17 protein-coding genes are annotated in these 14,123 nt (G+C 58.4%); 13 read left to right on the forward strand and 4 right to left on the reverse strand.

Annotated elements, in window-relative coordinates:
- From EBS11_RS26655 to EBS11_RS26665, 3 genes are all read left to right on the forward strand, one after another.
- A partial coding sequence (locus EBS11_RS26655; RefSeq protein WP_290608203.1) for a hypothetical protein occupies positions 1 to 1,017 on the forward strand: 1,017 nt, incomplete at its 5' end.
- Between the two features lies 1 nt (position 1,018).
- Positions 1,019 to 1,873 carry a hypothetical protein gene (locus EBS11_RS26660; protein ID WP_290608205.1) on the forward strand — a complete coding sequence of 285 codons (855 nt, stop codon included), beginning with the start codon at positions 1,019 to 1,021 and terminating at the stop codon, positions 1,871 to 1,873.
- 2 nt (positions 1,874 to 1,875) lie between these two features.
- Positions 1,876 to 2,937: a tail fiber domain-containing protein gene (locus tag EBS11_RS26665; RefSeq protein WP_290608207.1), complete on the forward strand. Its 1,062-nt coding sequence runs from the start codon at positions 1,876 to 1,878 to the stop codon at positions 2,935 to 2,937.
- A gap of 12 nt (positions 2,938 to 2,949) precedes the next feature.
- On the opposite strand, the gene EBS11_RS26670 is transcribed toward EBS11_RS26665, so the two are convergent.
- Positions 2,950 to 3,099: a hypothetical protein gene (locus tag EBS11_RS26670; protein WP_290608209.1), complete on the reverse strand. Its 150-nt coding sequence runs from the start codon at positions 3,097 to 3,099 to the stop codon at positions 2,950 to 2,952.
- A gap of 4 nt (positions 3,100 to 3,103) precedes the next feature.
- Between EBS11_RS26670 and EBS11_RS26675 the strand changes: the two genes are divergently transcribed.
- The 5 genes from EBS11_RS26675 (at position 3,104) to EBS11_RS26695 (ending at position 5,404) form a co-directional block, all read left to right on the forward strand.
- A complete protein-coding gene (locus EBS11_RS26675; RefSeq protein WP_290608213.1) occupies positions 3,104 to 3,433 on the forward strand; it encodes a hypothetical protein in 330 nt (109 codons plus the stop codon).
- On the forward strand, positions 3,430 to 3,867 hold the full coding sequence (locus EBS11_RS26680) for a D-Ala-D-Ala carboxypeptidase family metallohydrolase (protein ID WP_290608216.1): 438 nt from the start codon (positions 3,430 to 3,432) through the stop codon (positions 3,865 to 3,867). Before EBS11_RS26675 ends, EBS11_RS26680 begins: the two co-directional genes overlap by 4 nt.
- Entirely contained in the window at positions 3,864 to 4,259 is a 396-nt protein-coding gene (locus EBS11_RS26685) for a hypothetical protein (protein WP_290608217.1), read from the forward strand. Before EBS11_RS26680 ends, EBS11_RS26685 begins: the two co-directional genes overlap by 4 nt.
- A complete protein-coding gene (locus EBS11_RS26690) occupies positions 4,256 to 4,513 on the forward strand; it encodes a hypothetical protein (protein WP_290608219.1) in 258 nt (85 codons plus the stop codon). Before EBS11_RS26685 ends, EBS11_RS26690 begins: the two co-directional genes overlap by 4 nt.
- Before the next feature lie 102 nt (positions 4,514 to 4,615).
- Positions 4,616 to 5,404, forward strand: a complete 789-nt coding sequence (locus EBS11_RS26695; protein ID WP_290608221.1) for a DNA adenine methylase — start codon at positions 4,616 to 4,618, stop codon at positions 5,402 to 5,404.
- A gap of 117 nt (positions 5,405 to 5,521) precedes the next feature.
- Here EBS11_RS26695 and EBS11_RS26700 read toward each other — a convergent pair whose 3' ends face one another.
- Positions 5,522 to 6,505, reverse strand: a complete 984-nt coding sequence (locus tag EBS11_RS26700) for an HNH endonuclease (protein WP_290608223.1) — start codon at positions 6,503 to 6,505, stop codon at positions 5,522 to 5,524.
- A gap of 1,170 nt (positions 6,506 to 7,675) precedes the next feature.
- Here EBS11_RS26700 and EBS11_RS26705 point away from each other — a divergent pair.
- The 5 genes from EBS11_RS26705 to EBS11_RS26725 all read left to right on the forward strand — a co-directional run bounded on the left by EBS11_RS26705 (position 7,676) and on the right by EBS11_RS26725 (position 12,667).
- Entirely contained in the window at positions 7,676 to 7,897 is a 222-nt protein-coding gene (locus EBS11_RS26705; protein ID WP_290608224.1) for a hypothetical protein, read from the forward strand.
- Positions 7,898 to 8,046: 149 nt separating this feature from the next.
- A complete protein-coding gene (locus EBS11_RS26710; RefSeq protein WP_290608226.1) occupies positions 8,047 to 8,646 on the forward strand; it encodes a hypothetical protein in 600 nt (199 codons plus the stop codon).
- A 587-nt stretch (positions 8,647 to 9,233) separates the two neighbouring features.
- A complete protein-coding gene (guaB, locus tag EBS11_RS26715) occupies positions 9,234 to 10,694 on the forward strand; it encodes an IMP dehydrogenase (RefSeq protein ID WP_086137751.1) in 1,461 nt (486 codons plus the stop codon).
- Positions 10,695 to 10,869: 175 nt separating this feature from the next.
- Entirely contained in the window at positions 10,870 to 12,480 is a 1,611-nt protein-coding gene (gene guaA / locus EBS11_RS26720; protein ID WP_290608229.1) for a glutamine-hydrolyzing GMP synthase, read from the forward strand.
- Positions 12,481 to 12,520: 40 nt separating this feature from the next.
- The gene (locus EBS11_RS26725) at positions 12,521 to 12,667 is read left to right on the forward strand and encodes a hypothetical protein (RefSeq protein WP_290608231.1); all 147 of its coding nucleotides are present in this window, start codon (positions 12,521 to 12,523) and stop codon (positions 12,665 to 12,667) included.
- A 100-nt stretch (positions 12,668 to 12,767) separates the two neighbouring features.
- On the opposite strand, the gene EBS11_RS26730 is transcribed toward EBS11_RS26725, so the two are convergent.
- Both EBS11_RS26730 and EBS11_RS26735 read right to left on the reverse strand, forming a co-directional pair.
- On the reverse strand, positions 12,768 to 13,205 hold the full coding sequence (locus EBS11_RS26730; protein WP_290608233.1) for a helix-turn-helix transcriptional regulator: 438 nt from the start codon (positions 13,203 to 13,205) through the stop codon (positions 12,768 to 12,770).
- Between the two features lie 271 nt (positions 13,206 to 13,476).
- Positions 13,477 to 14,043, reverse strand: a complete 567-nt coding sequence (locus EBS11_RS26735) for a TetR family transcriptional regulator (protein WP_290608235.1) — start codon at positions 14,041 to 14,043, stop codon at positions 13,477 to 13,479.
- Positions 14,044 to 14,123 lie beyond the last annotated feature (80 nt).

Raw genomic sequence — 14,123 nt, forward strand, 5'->3', positions numbered from 1 at the left:
ACCACGGAGACCGTGATTGGCGGCGTCACCATTCCCATCGGCGTGTATATCGCCGATGCGTTCATCCAGAACGCGTCAATTACCAATGCGAAGATCGGTGGGGATATCTGGTCATCGAACTATGCGGCGGGCCAGGCTGGCTGGCGTTTGAGCCGTGCCGGCAATATGGAAGTGAATAACCTCACGGCGCGCGGTGCGGTCATGGGGGGCAGTTTCACGGGGTGGGGGTGGCCGGCAAACAATGGTCTGGGATTCTATCTTGGCCCCGAGGGAGCGCAGTGGGGGAGTTACGGCACTGGGCGATACATGCAAATTTCCAGCAATGGGGACATGGAGGCGCCCGGGCTGAAAATTTTAGCCGGCAAGGCAACGTTCACTGGCAACGTGGTGTCAGGCGAGGGCACCGGGTTTCGCGTCGAAATGGGGCCGGATGATCCCGTGTATGCCATGTGGGCCGGCGCCGGCGCCAAAAATGACGTCAACGCAATTTTCTATCTCAAGCGCACTGGCGCAGGCTATTTCGGCGGGGCGTTGACCGCCGGGGCGCTGAGAACTGCGGTGACCAGCCCGGAGATAAACCCGAACGCGCAATTAATCAACGGCCCCTTCGGCTCGAATGGCGGTTTGATCACGGTGATCTGCAGCTTCGATTGGCGGCGAAGCCTGGGATCGACCCGCGCCAAGTACACGGCGGGAGCCGGAAGTACCCAAGCAGTAGTACGCCTGTACAGGGGGCTTGCAGGTGCGGCGGCGGATACGTTGCTGGCCACCTCCACTTTTACAGGGCCACCGGCTGCCATCGAAAATACGCTCAATTTTGATGAGCCGTCCACATGCAACCTCAGTGTCTCGGGGGCGTTTACTTTTACTGATGATGCGCATAGCACTGCCGATCATACCTACCGCGTGACCGTGGCCATGGTGGAGCAGGCGGTGACGATAGGCACTCGTCCTGGCGCTGATCGCCCGCCTGTGAATGCGGTGTATCAACGCTTATCTAATACCACGGTGGAATAGTATGGCCAATTTACGCATCCTTCACGACAACGCCGCCGACCGCGCCGTGCTCACGGCATCAAGCCAGGTCGGCGCGCTGGGGCCGGCCAACCTTCAGCGCGACCGCAAATCGGCTGTGCTGCGCGCTACTGGCACGGCGCAGACCATTACCGCCACCTGGCCAGCGCAGGAGGTGGTGGCGTATGTGGGCCTGTTCAGCACCAACCTCACCAGCACCGCCCGCATGCGCGTGCGCGGCTATGCCCAGCCCGGCGATGCCGTGGCAGTACTCGACACTGGCTGGACCATGCCGTGTCCTGAAGCGCCGCTGGGCAGTTACCCATTTGGCGAGATGCCGCTGGGCTGGAATGCCTACAAATGGGGTGGCGTGAACACCTGGGCACGCGGCGGCGGGAGCAATTTGGTGAGCTGGTTTTCCGCCGTGCTGGTGCGTCAGCTGGTTGTCGACGTGACAGGTATTGATACGCCGGAGGGCTACATTGAAATGTCCAGGCTCGTGGCGGGCAACTATTTTGCGCCTGAATACAACGCATCATACGGTGCGTCACTCCAGCTGCAGGACACCAGCGAAGCCTACCGTACCAGTGCCGGCTCCCCGAAAGCGGCTGTCGGCACGACCAGTAAAAAACTGAGCATCAACCTGGAGAGCCTGACACCGCCGGACCGCGCGCGCCTGATGCACATCCTGCGCGAGTGTGGCCCGATCAAGCCGCTGATGTTCAGTCTGTTCCCCGAGAATGCGGATCCTTTGATCGAGCAGGACCACATGATTTACGGCCGGGTCGCCAATCTGGAGGCGGTCGCTACCCCGTATTACGAAACCTACTCCACACCACTTGAAATTGAAGGGCTCTAAAAATGGCATCGAAATTTTTACCAGGCATGAAAAACGTGCTCGAAGTGTTGAACCAGATGTGGGATGCGTTTGCGGCCGGGCCATATAACAGTCTGCCTTTGACCGGCGGGGTGATGAGTGGGCCACTCGCTAATACCGATGTTATTTACAGCACCAAAAGTCTCTACGCTCGTAGTGTCGACGGCGTGACTCGCACCACAATGCATGCCCCGGTGAACGCCGTCGACAATACCGTAGCCAATGTCAATCCCGCAATTTCCTTGGGCGTTTCTGGGGTGCTGGGGCAGGCGTTCGAGGGCGCGTTCGTGTTGGCCACCAGTTCTGGCGCTGGTAGCCTCTACAAAGAGGGCTATACCTTGCGGTTCCGTGCCTCTGATGCATCCACTGGCTCGCCAAGCACGCCTGACTTGCTGGTCGTGCGGGGAAGCGGCCACGTCGAGGTGCCTGGTGTTCTGTCCATAGGTAATGTTGGCAGCAGCGTTATCCCGTCCACGGACAATACGAAAAATGTCGGGTCTTCCTCCCTGGCGTTCAGTACGGTCTATGCCCGCACGGGCGCCATCAACACATCCGATGCCCGTCTGAAATGCGACTTTCGCGATTTGACCTCGGCCGAGGTGGCAGCAGCCCGCGATATTGCCCGCGTCATCGGCGTCTACCGCTGGCGCGACGCCATCGACTGCAAGGGTGAAGCGGCACGCGAGCACATCGGTCCTACCGTGCAGCGCGCCATCGAGATCATGCAGGCGCACGGTTTGGAGCCGTTCAACTACGGCTTTATTTGCCACGACACCTGGGAGCAGGAAACCGTCGAGCATCCGGCCATCGAGGCGCGGCCAGCCATTGCCGCCACCGAGGCGGCGTCCGCCGTGCTGGATGCGCTCGGCAACGTCGTCACGCCGGCCGTGGTGGGCAGCCCCGGTTTCCCGGCCATTGAGGCGCGCGATGCCTACACCGAGGTCACGCTGGAGGCCGGCGACCGCTACGCCTTCCGCTATGACGAGCTGGCCATGTTCATTGCCGCCGGCCAGGAGGCGCGCCTGGCCGCGCTCGAAGCGGCATAACCATTCCACGCTTCACCTCCAACCCGCTTCGGCGGGTTTTTTCATTTCCACCACCTGAAAGGCATCCATGGCCATCGAAACAACCGCCGCTGGCGGCGCACTGATCAAAATTTTTGGCATCCCGGTTCTGGCCGGCGCTGCCGCAACCTCACTGGGATTCATGTTTATGTGGCCAAAAACCGCCAAGGAAGCGGGCGTGCGCTTCTTCGTCACCATTCTGTTTTCCGCCCTGATGGGGCCGGCCCTGGTCGTGGTCGTACGCAACTGGATGCCGGGCCTGTTCGACAGCGCGCGCGCCGTCGCCGTGCTGTACGGCAGCGACCCGGCGCTGGGCTTCCTCTTCATCGCCGCGCCGCTGATGGTGGCGGCCGGCTTGCCCGCCTGGTGGGTGCTGGGCGCCACGGTGCGCTGGCTCGACAAGCGCCGCGACAAGGACATCGGCGAGCTGGCGCGCGACGCGGCCGCGATCGTCAAGGACGTGCGGGGTGGACTGTGAACCTGAGCCCCCATTTCAGCCTTGCCGAACTGGTCGCCTCCCAGGTGGCCACCCGCAAGGGCATCGACAACACGCCGGCGCCCGCCATCGTCGCCAACCTCACGCGCCTGGCCGCGCTGCTCGAGCAGGTGCGCGCGCTGGTCGGCGCGCCCATCGCCATTTCCAGCGGCTACCGCTCGCCCGCGCTGAACAAGGCCGTGGGCGGCGCGGCAAATAGCGCCCACGTGCTGGGCCTGGCTGCCGATATCAGCACGGCCAAGCTGGCGCCCAAGGCGCTGGCCCTGCTGATCCGGCAAAGCGATATCGCCTTCGACCAGCTGATCTATGAAGGCACGTGGGTGCACATTGCCCTGTCGGCTGGCGCGCCGCGGCGCCAGGTCCTGACGGCCAAGTTTGCCGGCGGCGGCGTCAGCTACGTGGCGGGCATCGTATGAGCGCCCTGGGCACGCTGGCGGGCGCCGCCGTCAGCGGGATCTGGAAACTGGCAGCCATCGTGCTGGCCGCCGCGCTGCTGGTGGTGGCCAGCTCCACCGCGACCGGCTGGTGGCTGGCCGCTGGCGACCGTGACGCCGCGCGCGCGGAGCTGGTGCGGGAGCAGGGCGTCGGCGCAGCGCTGCGGGCCGCGATCAGCGAGCAAAACCGCGCCATCGATGGCATGGCCAAGGCAACCCTGGCGGCACAGGAGCGCGGCGCGGCGGCGCAGGCGGCTGCCGCTGCCAAGGGCAAGAAGTACGACGCGGCCCTGGTGCAGATCGCGAGCGCGCGCGCCAATACCTGCGACGAGGCCATGCCAGCCGTCAGGCTGCTGCTGGAGGGTATGCGATGAAATGGATACTTGTATTGGTGCTGGCCGGCTGCGGCAGCGCGCCGCTGCGGGTCGAAGTTCCAGTCTTTACCCAATGCGTAAAGGAGGTACCGCAGCGGCCGGTCTACGAGTTCGACCAGCTGGCGCCGGCAGCAACGGACGGGGAGATTGTCCTGGCGCTGGCTCGGGACTGGCCGCACGGCCGGAAGTATGAAGTGGAACTGGAGGCAGTAATTGCGGGCTGTATTCTGCCAGATGAAAAAGCAGAGCGCTGATTGTCGCTGCGCTAACAGCGGCAATCAGCCGGTGAAGCCTGGTGAGTGGGCTTGGAGTGCCTCATGGGAGGAATTCAACTTTACCACTAGGAGGTACACATTTTGGCTTTACCCATCATCCCTTGGATCGGCGGCAAACGACGCCTGGCTGACCGCATCATCCCGCAATTTCCGCCTCACACTTGCTACGTCGAGGTTTTCGCCGGCGGCGCCGCGCTGTACTTCATGCGGCCGCCGGCCGAGGTCGAAGTGCTGAACGACGTCAACGGAGAACTGATCAACCTGTATCGCGTCGTGAAGTGCCACCTGGAGGAATTCGTGCGCCAGTTCAAGTGGGCGCTGTCGAGCCGCGAGGTGTTCAAGTGGCTGCAGGACACGCCTCCGCATACACTGACGGACCTGCAGCGCGCGGCGCGCTTCTTCTACTTGCAGCAGCATGCCTTCGGCGGCAAGGTCGACGGGCAGAATTGGGGCACGGCCACCACTGCGCCGCCGCTCAACCTGCTGCGCATCGAGGAGAACTTGTCGGCCGCGCACCTGCGCCTGTCTGGCGCCTACATCGAGAACCTGGACTGGTACAAATGCATGGAGCGCTACGACCGCCCGCACACGCTGTTTTACCTGGACCCTCCGTACTGGGAGACGGCTGGGTATGGCGTGGAATTTGAGTTCGAGCAGTATGAGAAGATGGCCGAGCTGATGGACAGGCTGAAGGGTAAGGCTATCCTGAGCCTGAACGATCACCCTGACATCCGGCGCGTTTTCGCACGCTTCCAGATGGACACAACTGGTATTCAGTACAACGTGGGCGGAGGTGGCAGGGCGGTGGAGCGGAAGGAGTTGATTATTTACAGCTGGGATAGGGCGGCTGAGCCGGTTGGGCTATTCTAAGTAGCTTGGTAGGCGGGCGCCAGCGCCATGGACGGCATGGATCGTCCTGGCACTGGCGCGAGACTTTCCTCGTTGGCGGAAATGCGAAGGTGACTGGAGGCGGTTATTGCAGGGTGTCTACAAATTCAGAGTGTCGCAATCGCCGATTAGATTTCGGCAGTTGCGGGAATTTTTTCGTTCAAAGACATTTTTTCGATGGTATGCCAGATATCGCGCCTGGTCCGCCGAAAATGCACCAACGTTTGCGACCTCTGGAATGTTCCATGCATGTAGCACGGTTCTGTCAAGTCCTGCTGCAAGCAATAAGTCGCCATTGTCCTCGAAGCCAATCTGACCGCTGTCGAACAAATGGTCGATATGCGGCGCAAGCATTATTCCATTATTACCGTCTGTGTGCTCTTGATGTTCGCAGGCTGCCCAAGGCTTGATGTGGCTGGCGACCAGGTGGCTAGGATTGGCAATTTTGGTTAATCGGCAAATTGGCTCCCGCAGCAAGACGGCGCGGCGGAACGCGCCTTGGCCGACGCGAGCTTGTATTATTTGTTCGCGCGTTTTGCTGTCATAGCTCAGGTTGGCATTGATCCGCTCGATCTGTTGTGCTTCGCTTGGTATTTGCGTGATGGGCTGCTTTCGCTCAAACTCTTGAAACAATTCAAGCGCATCTTGGTACTTTGGACTCCCTTCCGGTATTTCGTACAAAGTCCCCATGAAGTGAGAGGTCTTTGTTTGTCTCAGACTTCGCTGAACTGAGTTGTCCCAGTCGACAGCAATCGACCGCACTACTTCGCCCGGATCTGGGTATAGCGATGTTTCTCCCTTAGCTGTGCGCAAAATTTTCGGCGCGCTTACCCGTCCGACAGCCACAAAGCCGACCTTTTTCTCATAAGCAAAAATATAGTCGCCGGCTTGAATTTTATTTAACGCAAGATTGTATTTCTTGAATGGGGCTTCTCGATCCGGGGTAACGTATAGGCATTTATTTTCTAGCCAATAACGAAATGGACTGTCATCTTTAGAATGGCCTGGAGTCTTGTCAAAGCTATCTTTATCTGTGTTGATGAACCAGAACTTAGATTTTATTGCTGGCGTATTTGAATCCATGCTTTTTATCCTTCTTGTCACTATTTTGGTTATTGCGTGCTTTTAATTCAGTGAAAAAATGCTTGTTAGTCGCTTTTCCAATGTTCACCAAGCCAATCGTTTCTCGTCCAAATAGTCGTGCAGCCTAGACTAGGCTGCCACACCCCGTAGTGGCATAACCTTTGCCGTCGCTGGTACCGTAGCGCCGTTTCTACGAAAACAGCACGCTGACGCCGCGTGGGCGGAAATGTGAAAGTGAAATGGAAGCAAGTACTGCTGTATGTTAGTGAAAATTTTTGAATTACACTCATCTAATTCATTATTCAGAATATTTGAATGGGGATTTTTAAATCAATCCCTGTAAATTAATTATTGTATCGGTGAGATTTTATGTTAGTATATTTTTGATATGAAAGAATATAAAGCATAAAATATTGAAATTATTCCTAGAAAGAAAACTGTGATAATTGATCGTCGAAGCCATGAGGGGAGTTGTTGCTGCAACAAAACAGTAATCTGTTTTGCCATTCCTTGATCAAATTTTACGCCGGCATGAATGCTCTCAAAAATAATTGGTGGCGTGTACAGATAGGTAATAGTTATTTCCTCTCCTGGGACCAAGGTAGGAATTAGGATGTCACTTGTGCCATCTGGCAGAATTTCAGTATGGTGCACAAGTGATGGGTATATGTTAAAATTTGGGAGTACGTTGTGATGTAATCTTACATTTAACGCAGGCCTTCTACCGGTGTTTCGCAGAACAACTGAGTGGATATTAATTTTCTGAGCGCTTGGTGAGTTCGGTTGCAATGTAAAGTTTGCTACGTGACTAAAATATGATATTAGTTTTGGCCTATTTTCAAATTTAGTATTCACCCACGCTCCGACGAAGAGAGCAACTATTGGCGCGGCTATTGTTGCAACTACGTTCCAGTCTATTGTCATTTGTTGCTCTTTAAATTTTATTTAACGGAAGTGTAATTGATATTCTTTTGCGGAATTTTCATGGTAATTTTAACAAATCACTGAGTCGTTGTCATTATTGCTCTTCTTCGCCTAATTTGCGAGGGGCGCTCGCATCAAACGCACTGGTGGCGTCCATTTGGTTCTTGGTGGCGTATGGGAATTCCGGTAAGTGGATCCGTTGCAGTAGTTCTTGACGCTGACGATTAACGCCGCGGGCACCCGCTGATGCAGCGCTTCCACAAGCCGGACGACGAAAAGCGCATGGTGATGATCCTGGACCCGGACCCGTACCAGGGCTGGTTGAACGGCTCGCTGGTGTCTGAAGAGGATGTTTATCGGCAGTATCCAGCGGAGCTGCTTGTCGCGCAGCCCGACCCTATGCAACCGCGATCACGTGCAAAAACACCGGCGCCGGCCGCGCCAGCGGAGCAGGGCGGGCTTTTCTAGTTACAAATTTCACCTTCTGGTTTCCCTTGCTCGGCAATATACTGTGTTTTTATACAGTATATTTGGGATGAATGATGAAGGTTTGGGCATCAAGGCGTCGAGAGGATGGGGCGGTGCTGGTAGCCCCTGCACCGGTAGTAGAGGGTGCCATGCTGCTCGAATTGTTGGTGGTAGACGTAACGCTGGACGGGAATCAACGCCCTTCAAAAGTGGCACGCCTGCAGACGATAGGCGCACCGCGAATCCTGGCGCAGCTGGCCAAACCCAAACTGGTGTGGGTTCAAGGATGGAATATCGTGTTGAGTGGCATTGAGGCAACGAGGGATGAGTCCGGCCGCACCCGCGAGGTCGCCCAGACCTGGGTATGCAAACTTTTCGTACCGGAAAACGCTATAGGATTCCGCACCCGGGAACTGTATCGATCCGGAGCGGCGCTACCGAAAAAACTTGCGCGCGAGAGCAGTGGCTCGCGCGGGTTGCTGGCTGTGGCTGATGATTTCTCAAATGTGCTTCAGCGCCATGCCACGTGCGCTGAGTTGCGCCGCCATCAGATTTCTACATTTCCGGAAGGCCGACTGATCGATTGTTGTATCGAGTGGATGTCGGAAGAATCGTTCGAACTGGGCGGCTTGCAGTTGCACTCGAGTTTCGAGAGCCATCCGGAGCGGCTGGAGCGCGGCGGGTGGCTGGTCAGCGTCGACATGAAAGAACGCGAGCTGACGAAGAGCGAGGCGCGCATGCTGCGATAAAGTTACTCCAGCACGTCTTTTAGGCCCATCCCACCTTCCACGCAATGATTGCCCGATGACGCCCAGCCGGCCACGCGCTGTTGTTGGTCGACCAGCACGATGACTTGGCAGCCGGCCGCCGCGCTGCCATAGTTGAGCTGTAGATGGTCCCCCTGACGCTGGTAGCCGACGGGTGTACCGTAGCGGGCGGCGAGAGCGAAGCTGCCAATGCCTATCAGATCACCGCTGCTGAGCTGCGGTGCCGCTGGCAGCGCAGCTCAGCAGGGCGGGCAAGAAGAGGGCGCCCAGCGCGTGCTTCATTGTAATTTTTTCTTTTAGCGTTATGCTTACAGGTGGTGCCTTTTATATAGTAGCTGTGGCACCTGCCATCCCGATCTTGCGCAGCCTCATGTCAGAACGGGATGGTGGGCGAAACGGGCAAATATGGGGGCGAAATTTGGGCGAAAACGTGGACTTTTCCAGACTTTTCCAGACATTTATGGGGAAGCGTAAACGGCATTCCCACTATGTCTACAGCGGTTTGCGAATGTTTAAGACAGGAATCAAGAATTTCTGTATAATCTGCTTTTGCGCCAATAGGAAATGCTATGCGTCTACTTCAAAAAGCACTCACATTCGATGACGTGCTGCTCGTCCCAGCCTACTCCAACGTTCTGCCCGCCGATACGTCCCTCAAGACTCGCCTGACCCGCAACATCACCCTGAATATTCCCTTGCTGTCCGCAGCCATGGACACGGTGACGGAAGCCCGCCTCGCGATCGCGATGGCCCAGGAAGGCGGCATCGGTATCATCCACAAGAATTTGAATCCGAAGGACCAGGCACGTGAAGTGGCCCGTGTAAAACGTTTCGAAGCTGGCGTGCTGCGCGATCCGATCACGATTCCGCCGGACATGAAAATCCGCGACGTGATCGCGCTGACGGAACAATACGGCATCAGCGGCTTCCCTGTCGTCAAGGGCAAGGAAGTGGTCGGCATCATCACCAACCGCGACTTGCGCTTTGAACAGGAACTCGACGCGGAAGCCTCCGCGAAGATGACCCCGCGCGAAAAACTCGTCGTCGTCAAGGAAGACGCCGATACGGCCGAAGCCAAGCGCCTGATGAACAAGCACCGCCTCGAGCGCGTGCTGGTCGTCAATGACGCCTTCGAACTGCGCGGTTTGATCACCGTCAAGGATATCCAGAAGTCGACTTCCCACCCATTCGCCTCGAAAGACAGCCAGGGCAAACTGCTGGTCGGCGCTGCCGTCGGCGTGGGCGCCAAGGATGAAGAGCGCATCGACCTGCTGGTCGCTGCCGGCGTCGACGTGCTGGTGGTCGACACGGCACACGGCCACTCGCAAGGCATCCTGGACCGCGTGAAGTGGATCAAGACCAAGTATCCGCAAGTGGAAGTGATTGGCGGCAATATCGCTACCGCCGCTGCTGCCAAGGCGCTGGTGGAATACGGCGCCGATGCTGTCAAGGTCGGCATCGGCCCTGGCTCCATCTGCACCACGCGTATCGTCGCCGGTGTCGGCGTGCCGCAAATCACGGCCATCTCGAACGTGGCCGAAGCGCTGGAAGGCACGGGCGTGCCATGTATCGCCGACGGCGGCATCCGTTTCTCCGGTGATATCTCGAAAGCGCTGGCCGCTGGCGCCTCGACCGTCATGATGGGTTCCATGTTTGCCGGTACGGAAGAAGCACCGGGCGAAGTGATCCTGTACCAGGGCCGCAGCTATAAATCGTACCGCGGCATGGGTTCGCTGGGCGCCATGTCCGATGGTTCGGCTGACCGCTATTTCCAGGACGCCACCATGAAGGCCGACAAGTTCGTGCCTGAAGGTATCGAAGGCCGCGTCGCCTACAAGGGCAGCGTGCTGGCGATCATCTTCCAGCTGGTGGGCGGCGTGCGTCAATCGATGGGTTACTGCGGTTGCGCCACCATCGACGAACTGCGCGAGAAAGCGGAATTCGTGGAAATCACCTCGGCCGGCATGCGCGAGTCGCATGTCCATGATGTGCAGATCACGAAAGAAGCACCGAACTACCGTTCCGAGTAAGCGTACTGGAGAAACTGTCCATGGTTGCGTTCCAGTGCCTCGCCGTACTATGCGTACTGTCTTCGGCACTGCGTCTTGCCCTGAACAGTTTTCCAGCTACGCTATTGTGGTAGCGACAGACCAGACCGGCGCCCAGTGCGCCGGTTTTGTAATGACCCCAGATAAAGTCCCCATCATGCATTCTAAAATCCTCATTCTCGATTTCGGCTCCCAAGTCACCCAGTTGATCGCCCGCCGCGTGCGCGATTCCGGCGTGTTTTCCGAAGTCTTCCCGTATGACGTCAGCGACGAGTTCGTGCGCAACTATGGCGCCGCCGGCGTGATCCTGTCGGGCAGCCACAATTCCACGCTGGATGGCGACTCGCCGCGCGCGCCGCAAGCCGTGTTCGAGCTGGGCGTGCCCGTGCTGGGCATCTGCTACGGCATGCAAACCATGGCGGCCCAGCTGGGCGGCAAGGTGGAAAACGGCCTGGTACGCGAATTCGGCTACGCCGAAGTGCGTGCCCGCAGCCACACCAAGCTGCTCAACGGCATCGCCGACTTCGTCACGGACGAAGGCCACGGCATGCTGAAAGTGTGGATGAGCCATGGCGACAAGGTGCTGGAAATGCCGCCAGGCTTCAAGCTGATGGGCAACACCCCGAGCTGCCCGATCGCCGCCATGGCCGACGAGGAGCGCCAGTTCTATGGCGTGCAGTTCCACCCGGAAGTGACCCACACGGTGCAGGGCAAGGCCATCATCGGCCGTTTCGTGCATGAAATCTGCGGCTGCAAGTCGGACTGGAACATGCCCGACTACATCAGCGAAGCGGTGGAAAAGATCCGCGCGCAAGTGGGCACGGATGAAGTCATCCTGGGCCTGTCCGGCGGCGTCGATTCGTCCGTGGCCGCTGCCCTGATTCACCGCGCCATCGGCGACCAGCTGACCTGCGTCTTCGTCGACCACGGCCTGCTGCGCCTGGACGAAGGCAAGATGGTGATGGACATGTTTGCCAAGAACCTGGGTGTGAAAGTCATCCGCATCGACGCGGAAGACCAGTTCATGGGCCACCTGGCCGGCGTTGCGGACCCAGAGCAGAAGCGCAAGATCATCGGCCGCGAATTCGTCGAAGTCTTCCAGGTCGAGTCGGGCAAGCTGGTGAACGCCAAGTGGCTGGCGCAAGGCACGATTTATCCGGACGTGATCGAATCGGCCGGTAAAGGCAAGAAGGGCCAGACCATCAAGAGCCACCACAACGTGGGCGGCTTGCCGGACACCCTGAAGCTCAAGCTGCTGGAACCGCTGCGCGAACTGTTCAAGGATGAAGTGCGCAAACTGGGCGTGGCCCTGGGCTTGCCGCATGACATGGTTTACCGTCACCCGTTCCCGGGCCCGGGCCTGGGCGTGCGCATCCTCGGCGAAGTCAAGAAGGAATTCGCCGACCTGCTGCGCCGCGCCGACGCCATCTTCATCGAAGAACTGCGCAACACGCCGTACGAATTCGTTGCCGGCCAGGCCGTCGACCCGGACGCGTTGCCAGCGAACTGGTACGAGGCGACCAGCCAGGCGTTCGCCGTCTTCCTGCCCGTCAAGTCGGTGGGCGTGATGGGCGATGGCCGCACCTACGAATACGTGGTGGCCCTGCGCGCCGTGCAGACGCAGGATTTCATGACGGCCCATTGGGCGCACCTGCCGCACAGCTTGCTGGGCAAGGTCTCTAACCGTATCATTAACGAAGTGCGCGGCATCAACCGCGTCGTCTACGATATCTCGGGCAAGCCGCCTGCGACTATCGAGTGGGAATGATGAGCTCGCTTTAACTGATTGATTTTAAAGTGAAAAACTGATGGCCGTTGATGATTCGAACAGAATTATCAACGGCCATTTTCTTGATGTGCATTGGATTGATCGTTCGCGCCAAGGAAATGCCTGCATCGAGGTTGCCACCTTGACCCAGGTCATGGTTCGATCCGGCCATCAAGTCGTTTTTTGATTTCACAGGTCGGCGCATGGATGACGTTTTGCATACTGTTCCCCCGTGAGCTGCGCCGCCCACCTGCTGCGAAGGTCTTTCCGGCAAGGCAGGGACGCGGCTATTTCTCGCTCGTGCCTGCGGAGGCTGCGCCAGCCAGGGCTTTTTTGTCCATGGCGTCGAGGCCTTGATGCGCGAGGTCCAGCAGCATCATTTCTACGGTGCTGCCATGTTGCATGGACAGGCGCTGCACGGCACAAGCCAACGCAGGGGGAAGTTCCAGCGCATGCAGGATCAGCCCACCTCCGGCCGGTTTTGGCGGGGCGAAGTGTGTCTCCTTGGCAATGGGCAACGTTCCATCCACAAGCCAGGTGGTGCTGACGCCGAGGGCAGCGGCAATCTTTTCTGCCGCTTCCATGCGAAGTTCGGCTTTGCCGGATTCATAGCGATACAGTTGCGTGGGATTGATGCCCGCCCGTTCGGCAAGCAGTATTTGTGACATACGAAGATCCTCGCGGCATCTTGTGAGTCGCGCAGAAACATTAGTGTCGCCAGACATAGGTATTGCCTTTCAATATACAAGGTTCGTGAATGCGACAGAACCCGCCAATCTGCTCCGTCTGTTGCCCCCAACATTGGGACCCCCGGAAGTCGAGGCCGTAGGCAGGTACGAGAGTGGGCTATCGCACACCGCCACGGTCACCTGATTTCTGGATGCAGTGCCTGCAGATTCCGGCCAAGCTGATCATTGAACTCATTCACTCCAGAAAACGAGCTTAATTTTGATGACGCGGTGCGAGCCCTGGTAAGGAACGCAGCCAGTGTCTTGATCAGGGTGTCAGCTGGATACCGGTCTTGATCAGCAGGAGCGCCCGGTGCGTCAACTGGCTACGCACTGCGGCATTCTCGCCCCTGAGCGCGGCTCCCAGCATCCCTGCAAGCAGCTCGACATCCCTCACGCTCAGGTCGGCGCGCACGGCGCCTGACGCAACGACGTCCGGCAATACACTTTCCACAATCTGAACAAATTTGTCCCGCACGCGCGAAAACTCCGGGCCCGTGGCGTTCATCGCCTGCCACTGCGGCAGCAGGGCGGCATTGGTCAACGACAGTTTTGCGAACGCGTCGAACAGGGCGAATGGCTGCTGCCGCAAGTCGATGGCGCGTAGTTCCGTCTCGAACTGGTCCAGCTCCTCGTCCAGCAGTGCAAGCAGCAAGCCATTGCGGTCAAAGAAATTGCGATGCACGGTGGCACGGCCGACGCCAGCGGCATCGGCGATCCGCTGCATCGGAATGTCCACGCCTTCCTCGGCGTAGATGCGGCGCGCGGCATTGAGGACGGCCTGGCGCCGCTTGGCGGCATCGCCCCTGAGTGGTTTGTCGGTATCTGGCTGCATAGCCTGCCATCTTAGCGTAAAGGAATGTGAAATTGATAGGGCCAGCAAGCGCAAAACACAAAGTGGTCATTAATGACCAC

Source organism: Janthinobacterium sp., from assembly GCF_009923995.1.
Lineage (GTDB): Bacteria > Pseudomonadota > Gammaproteobacteria > Burkholderiales > Burkholderiaceae_D > Janthinobacterium.

Bases quoted from the DNA above. Each gene is read 5' to 3' on its own strand.
- EBS11_RS26660 (WP_290608205.1), top strand. From the start codon at position 1,019: ATGGCCAATTTACGCATCCTTCACGACAACGCCGCCGACCGCGCCGTG.
- EBS11_RS26665 (WP_290608207.1), top strand. From the start codon at position 1,876: ATGGCATCGAAATTTTTACCAGGCATGAAAAACGTGCTCGAAGTGTTG.
- EBS11_RS26670 (WP_290608209.1), bottom strand. From the start codon at position 3,099: ATGAATCCCAGTGAGGTTGCGGCAGCGCCGGCCAGAACCGGGATGCCA.
- EBS11_RS26675 (WP_290608213.1), top strand. From the start codon at position 3,104: ATGTGGCCAAAAACCGCCAAGGAAGCGGGCGTGCGCTTCTTCGTCACC.
- EBS11_RS26685 (WP_290608217.1), top strand. From the start codon at position 3,864: ATGAGCGCCCTGGGCACGCTGGCGGGCGCCGCCGTCAGCGGGATCTGG.
- EBS11_RS26690 (WP_290608219.1), top strand. From the start codon at position 4,256: ATGAAATGGATACTTGTATTGGTGCTGGCCGGCTGCGGCAGCGCGCCG.
- EBS11_RS26700 (WP_290608223.1), bottom strand. From the start codon at position 6,505: ATGGATTCAAATACGCCAGCAATAAAATCTAAGTTCTGGTTCATCAAC.
- EBS11_RS26705 (WP_290608224.1), top strand. From the start codon at position 7,676: ATGCAGCGCTTCCACAAGCCGGACGACGAAAAGCGCATGGTGATGATC.
- EBS11_RS26710 (WP_290608226.1), top strand. From the start codon at position 8,047: ATGCTGCTCGAATTGTTGGTGGTAGACGTAACGCTGGACGGGAATCAA.
- guaB (WP_086137751.1), top strand. From the start codon at position 9,234: ATGCGTCTACTTCAAAAAGCACTCACATTCGATGACGTGCTGCTCGTC.
- guaA (WP_290608229.1), top strand. From the start codon at position 10,870: ATGCATTCTAAAATCCTCATTCTCGATTTCGGCTCCCAAGTCACCCAG.
- EBS11_RS26725 (WP_290608231.1), top strand. From the start codon at position 12,521: ATGGCCGTTGATGATTCGAACAGAATTATCAACGGCCATTTTCTTGAT.
- EBS11_RS26730 (WP_290608233.1), bottom strand. From the start codon at position 13,205: ATGTCTGGCGACACTAATGTTTCTGCGCGACTCACAAGATGCCGCGAG.
- EBS11_RS26735 (WP_290608235.1), bottom strand. From the start codon at position 14,043: ATGCAGCCAGATACCGACAAACCACTCAGGGGCGATGCCGCCAAGCGG.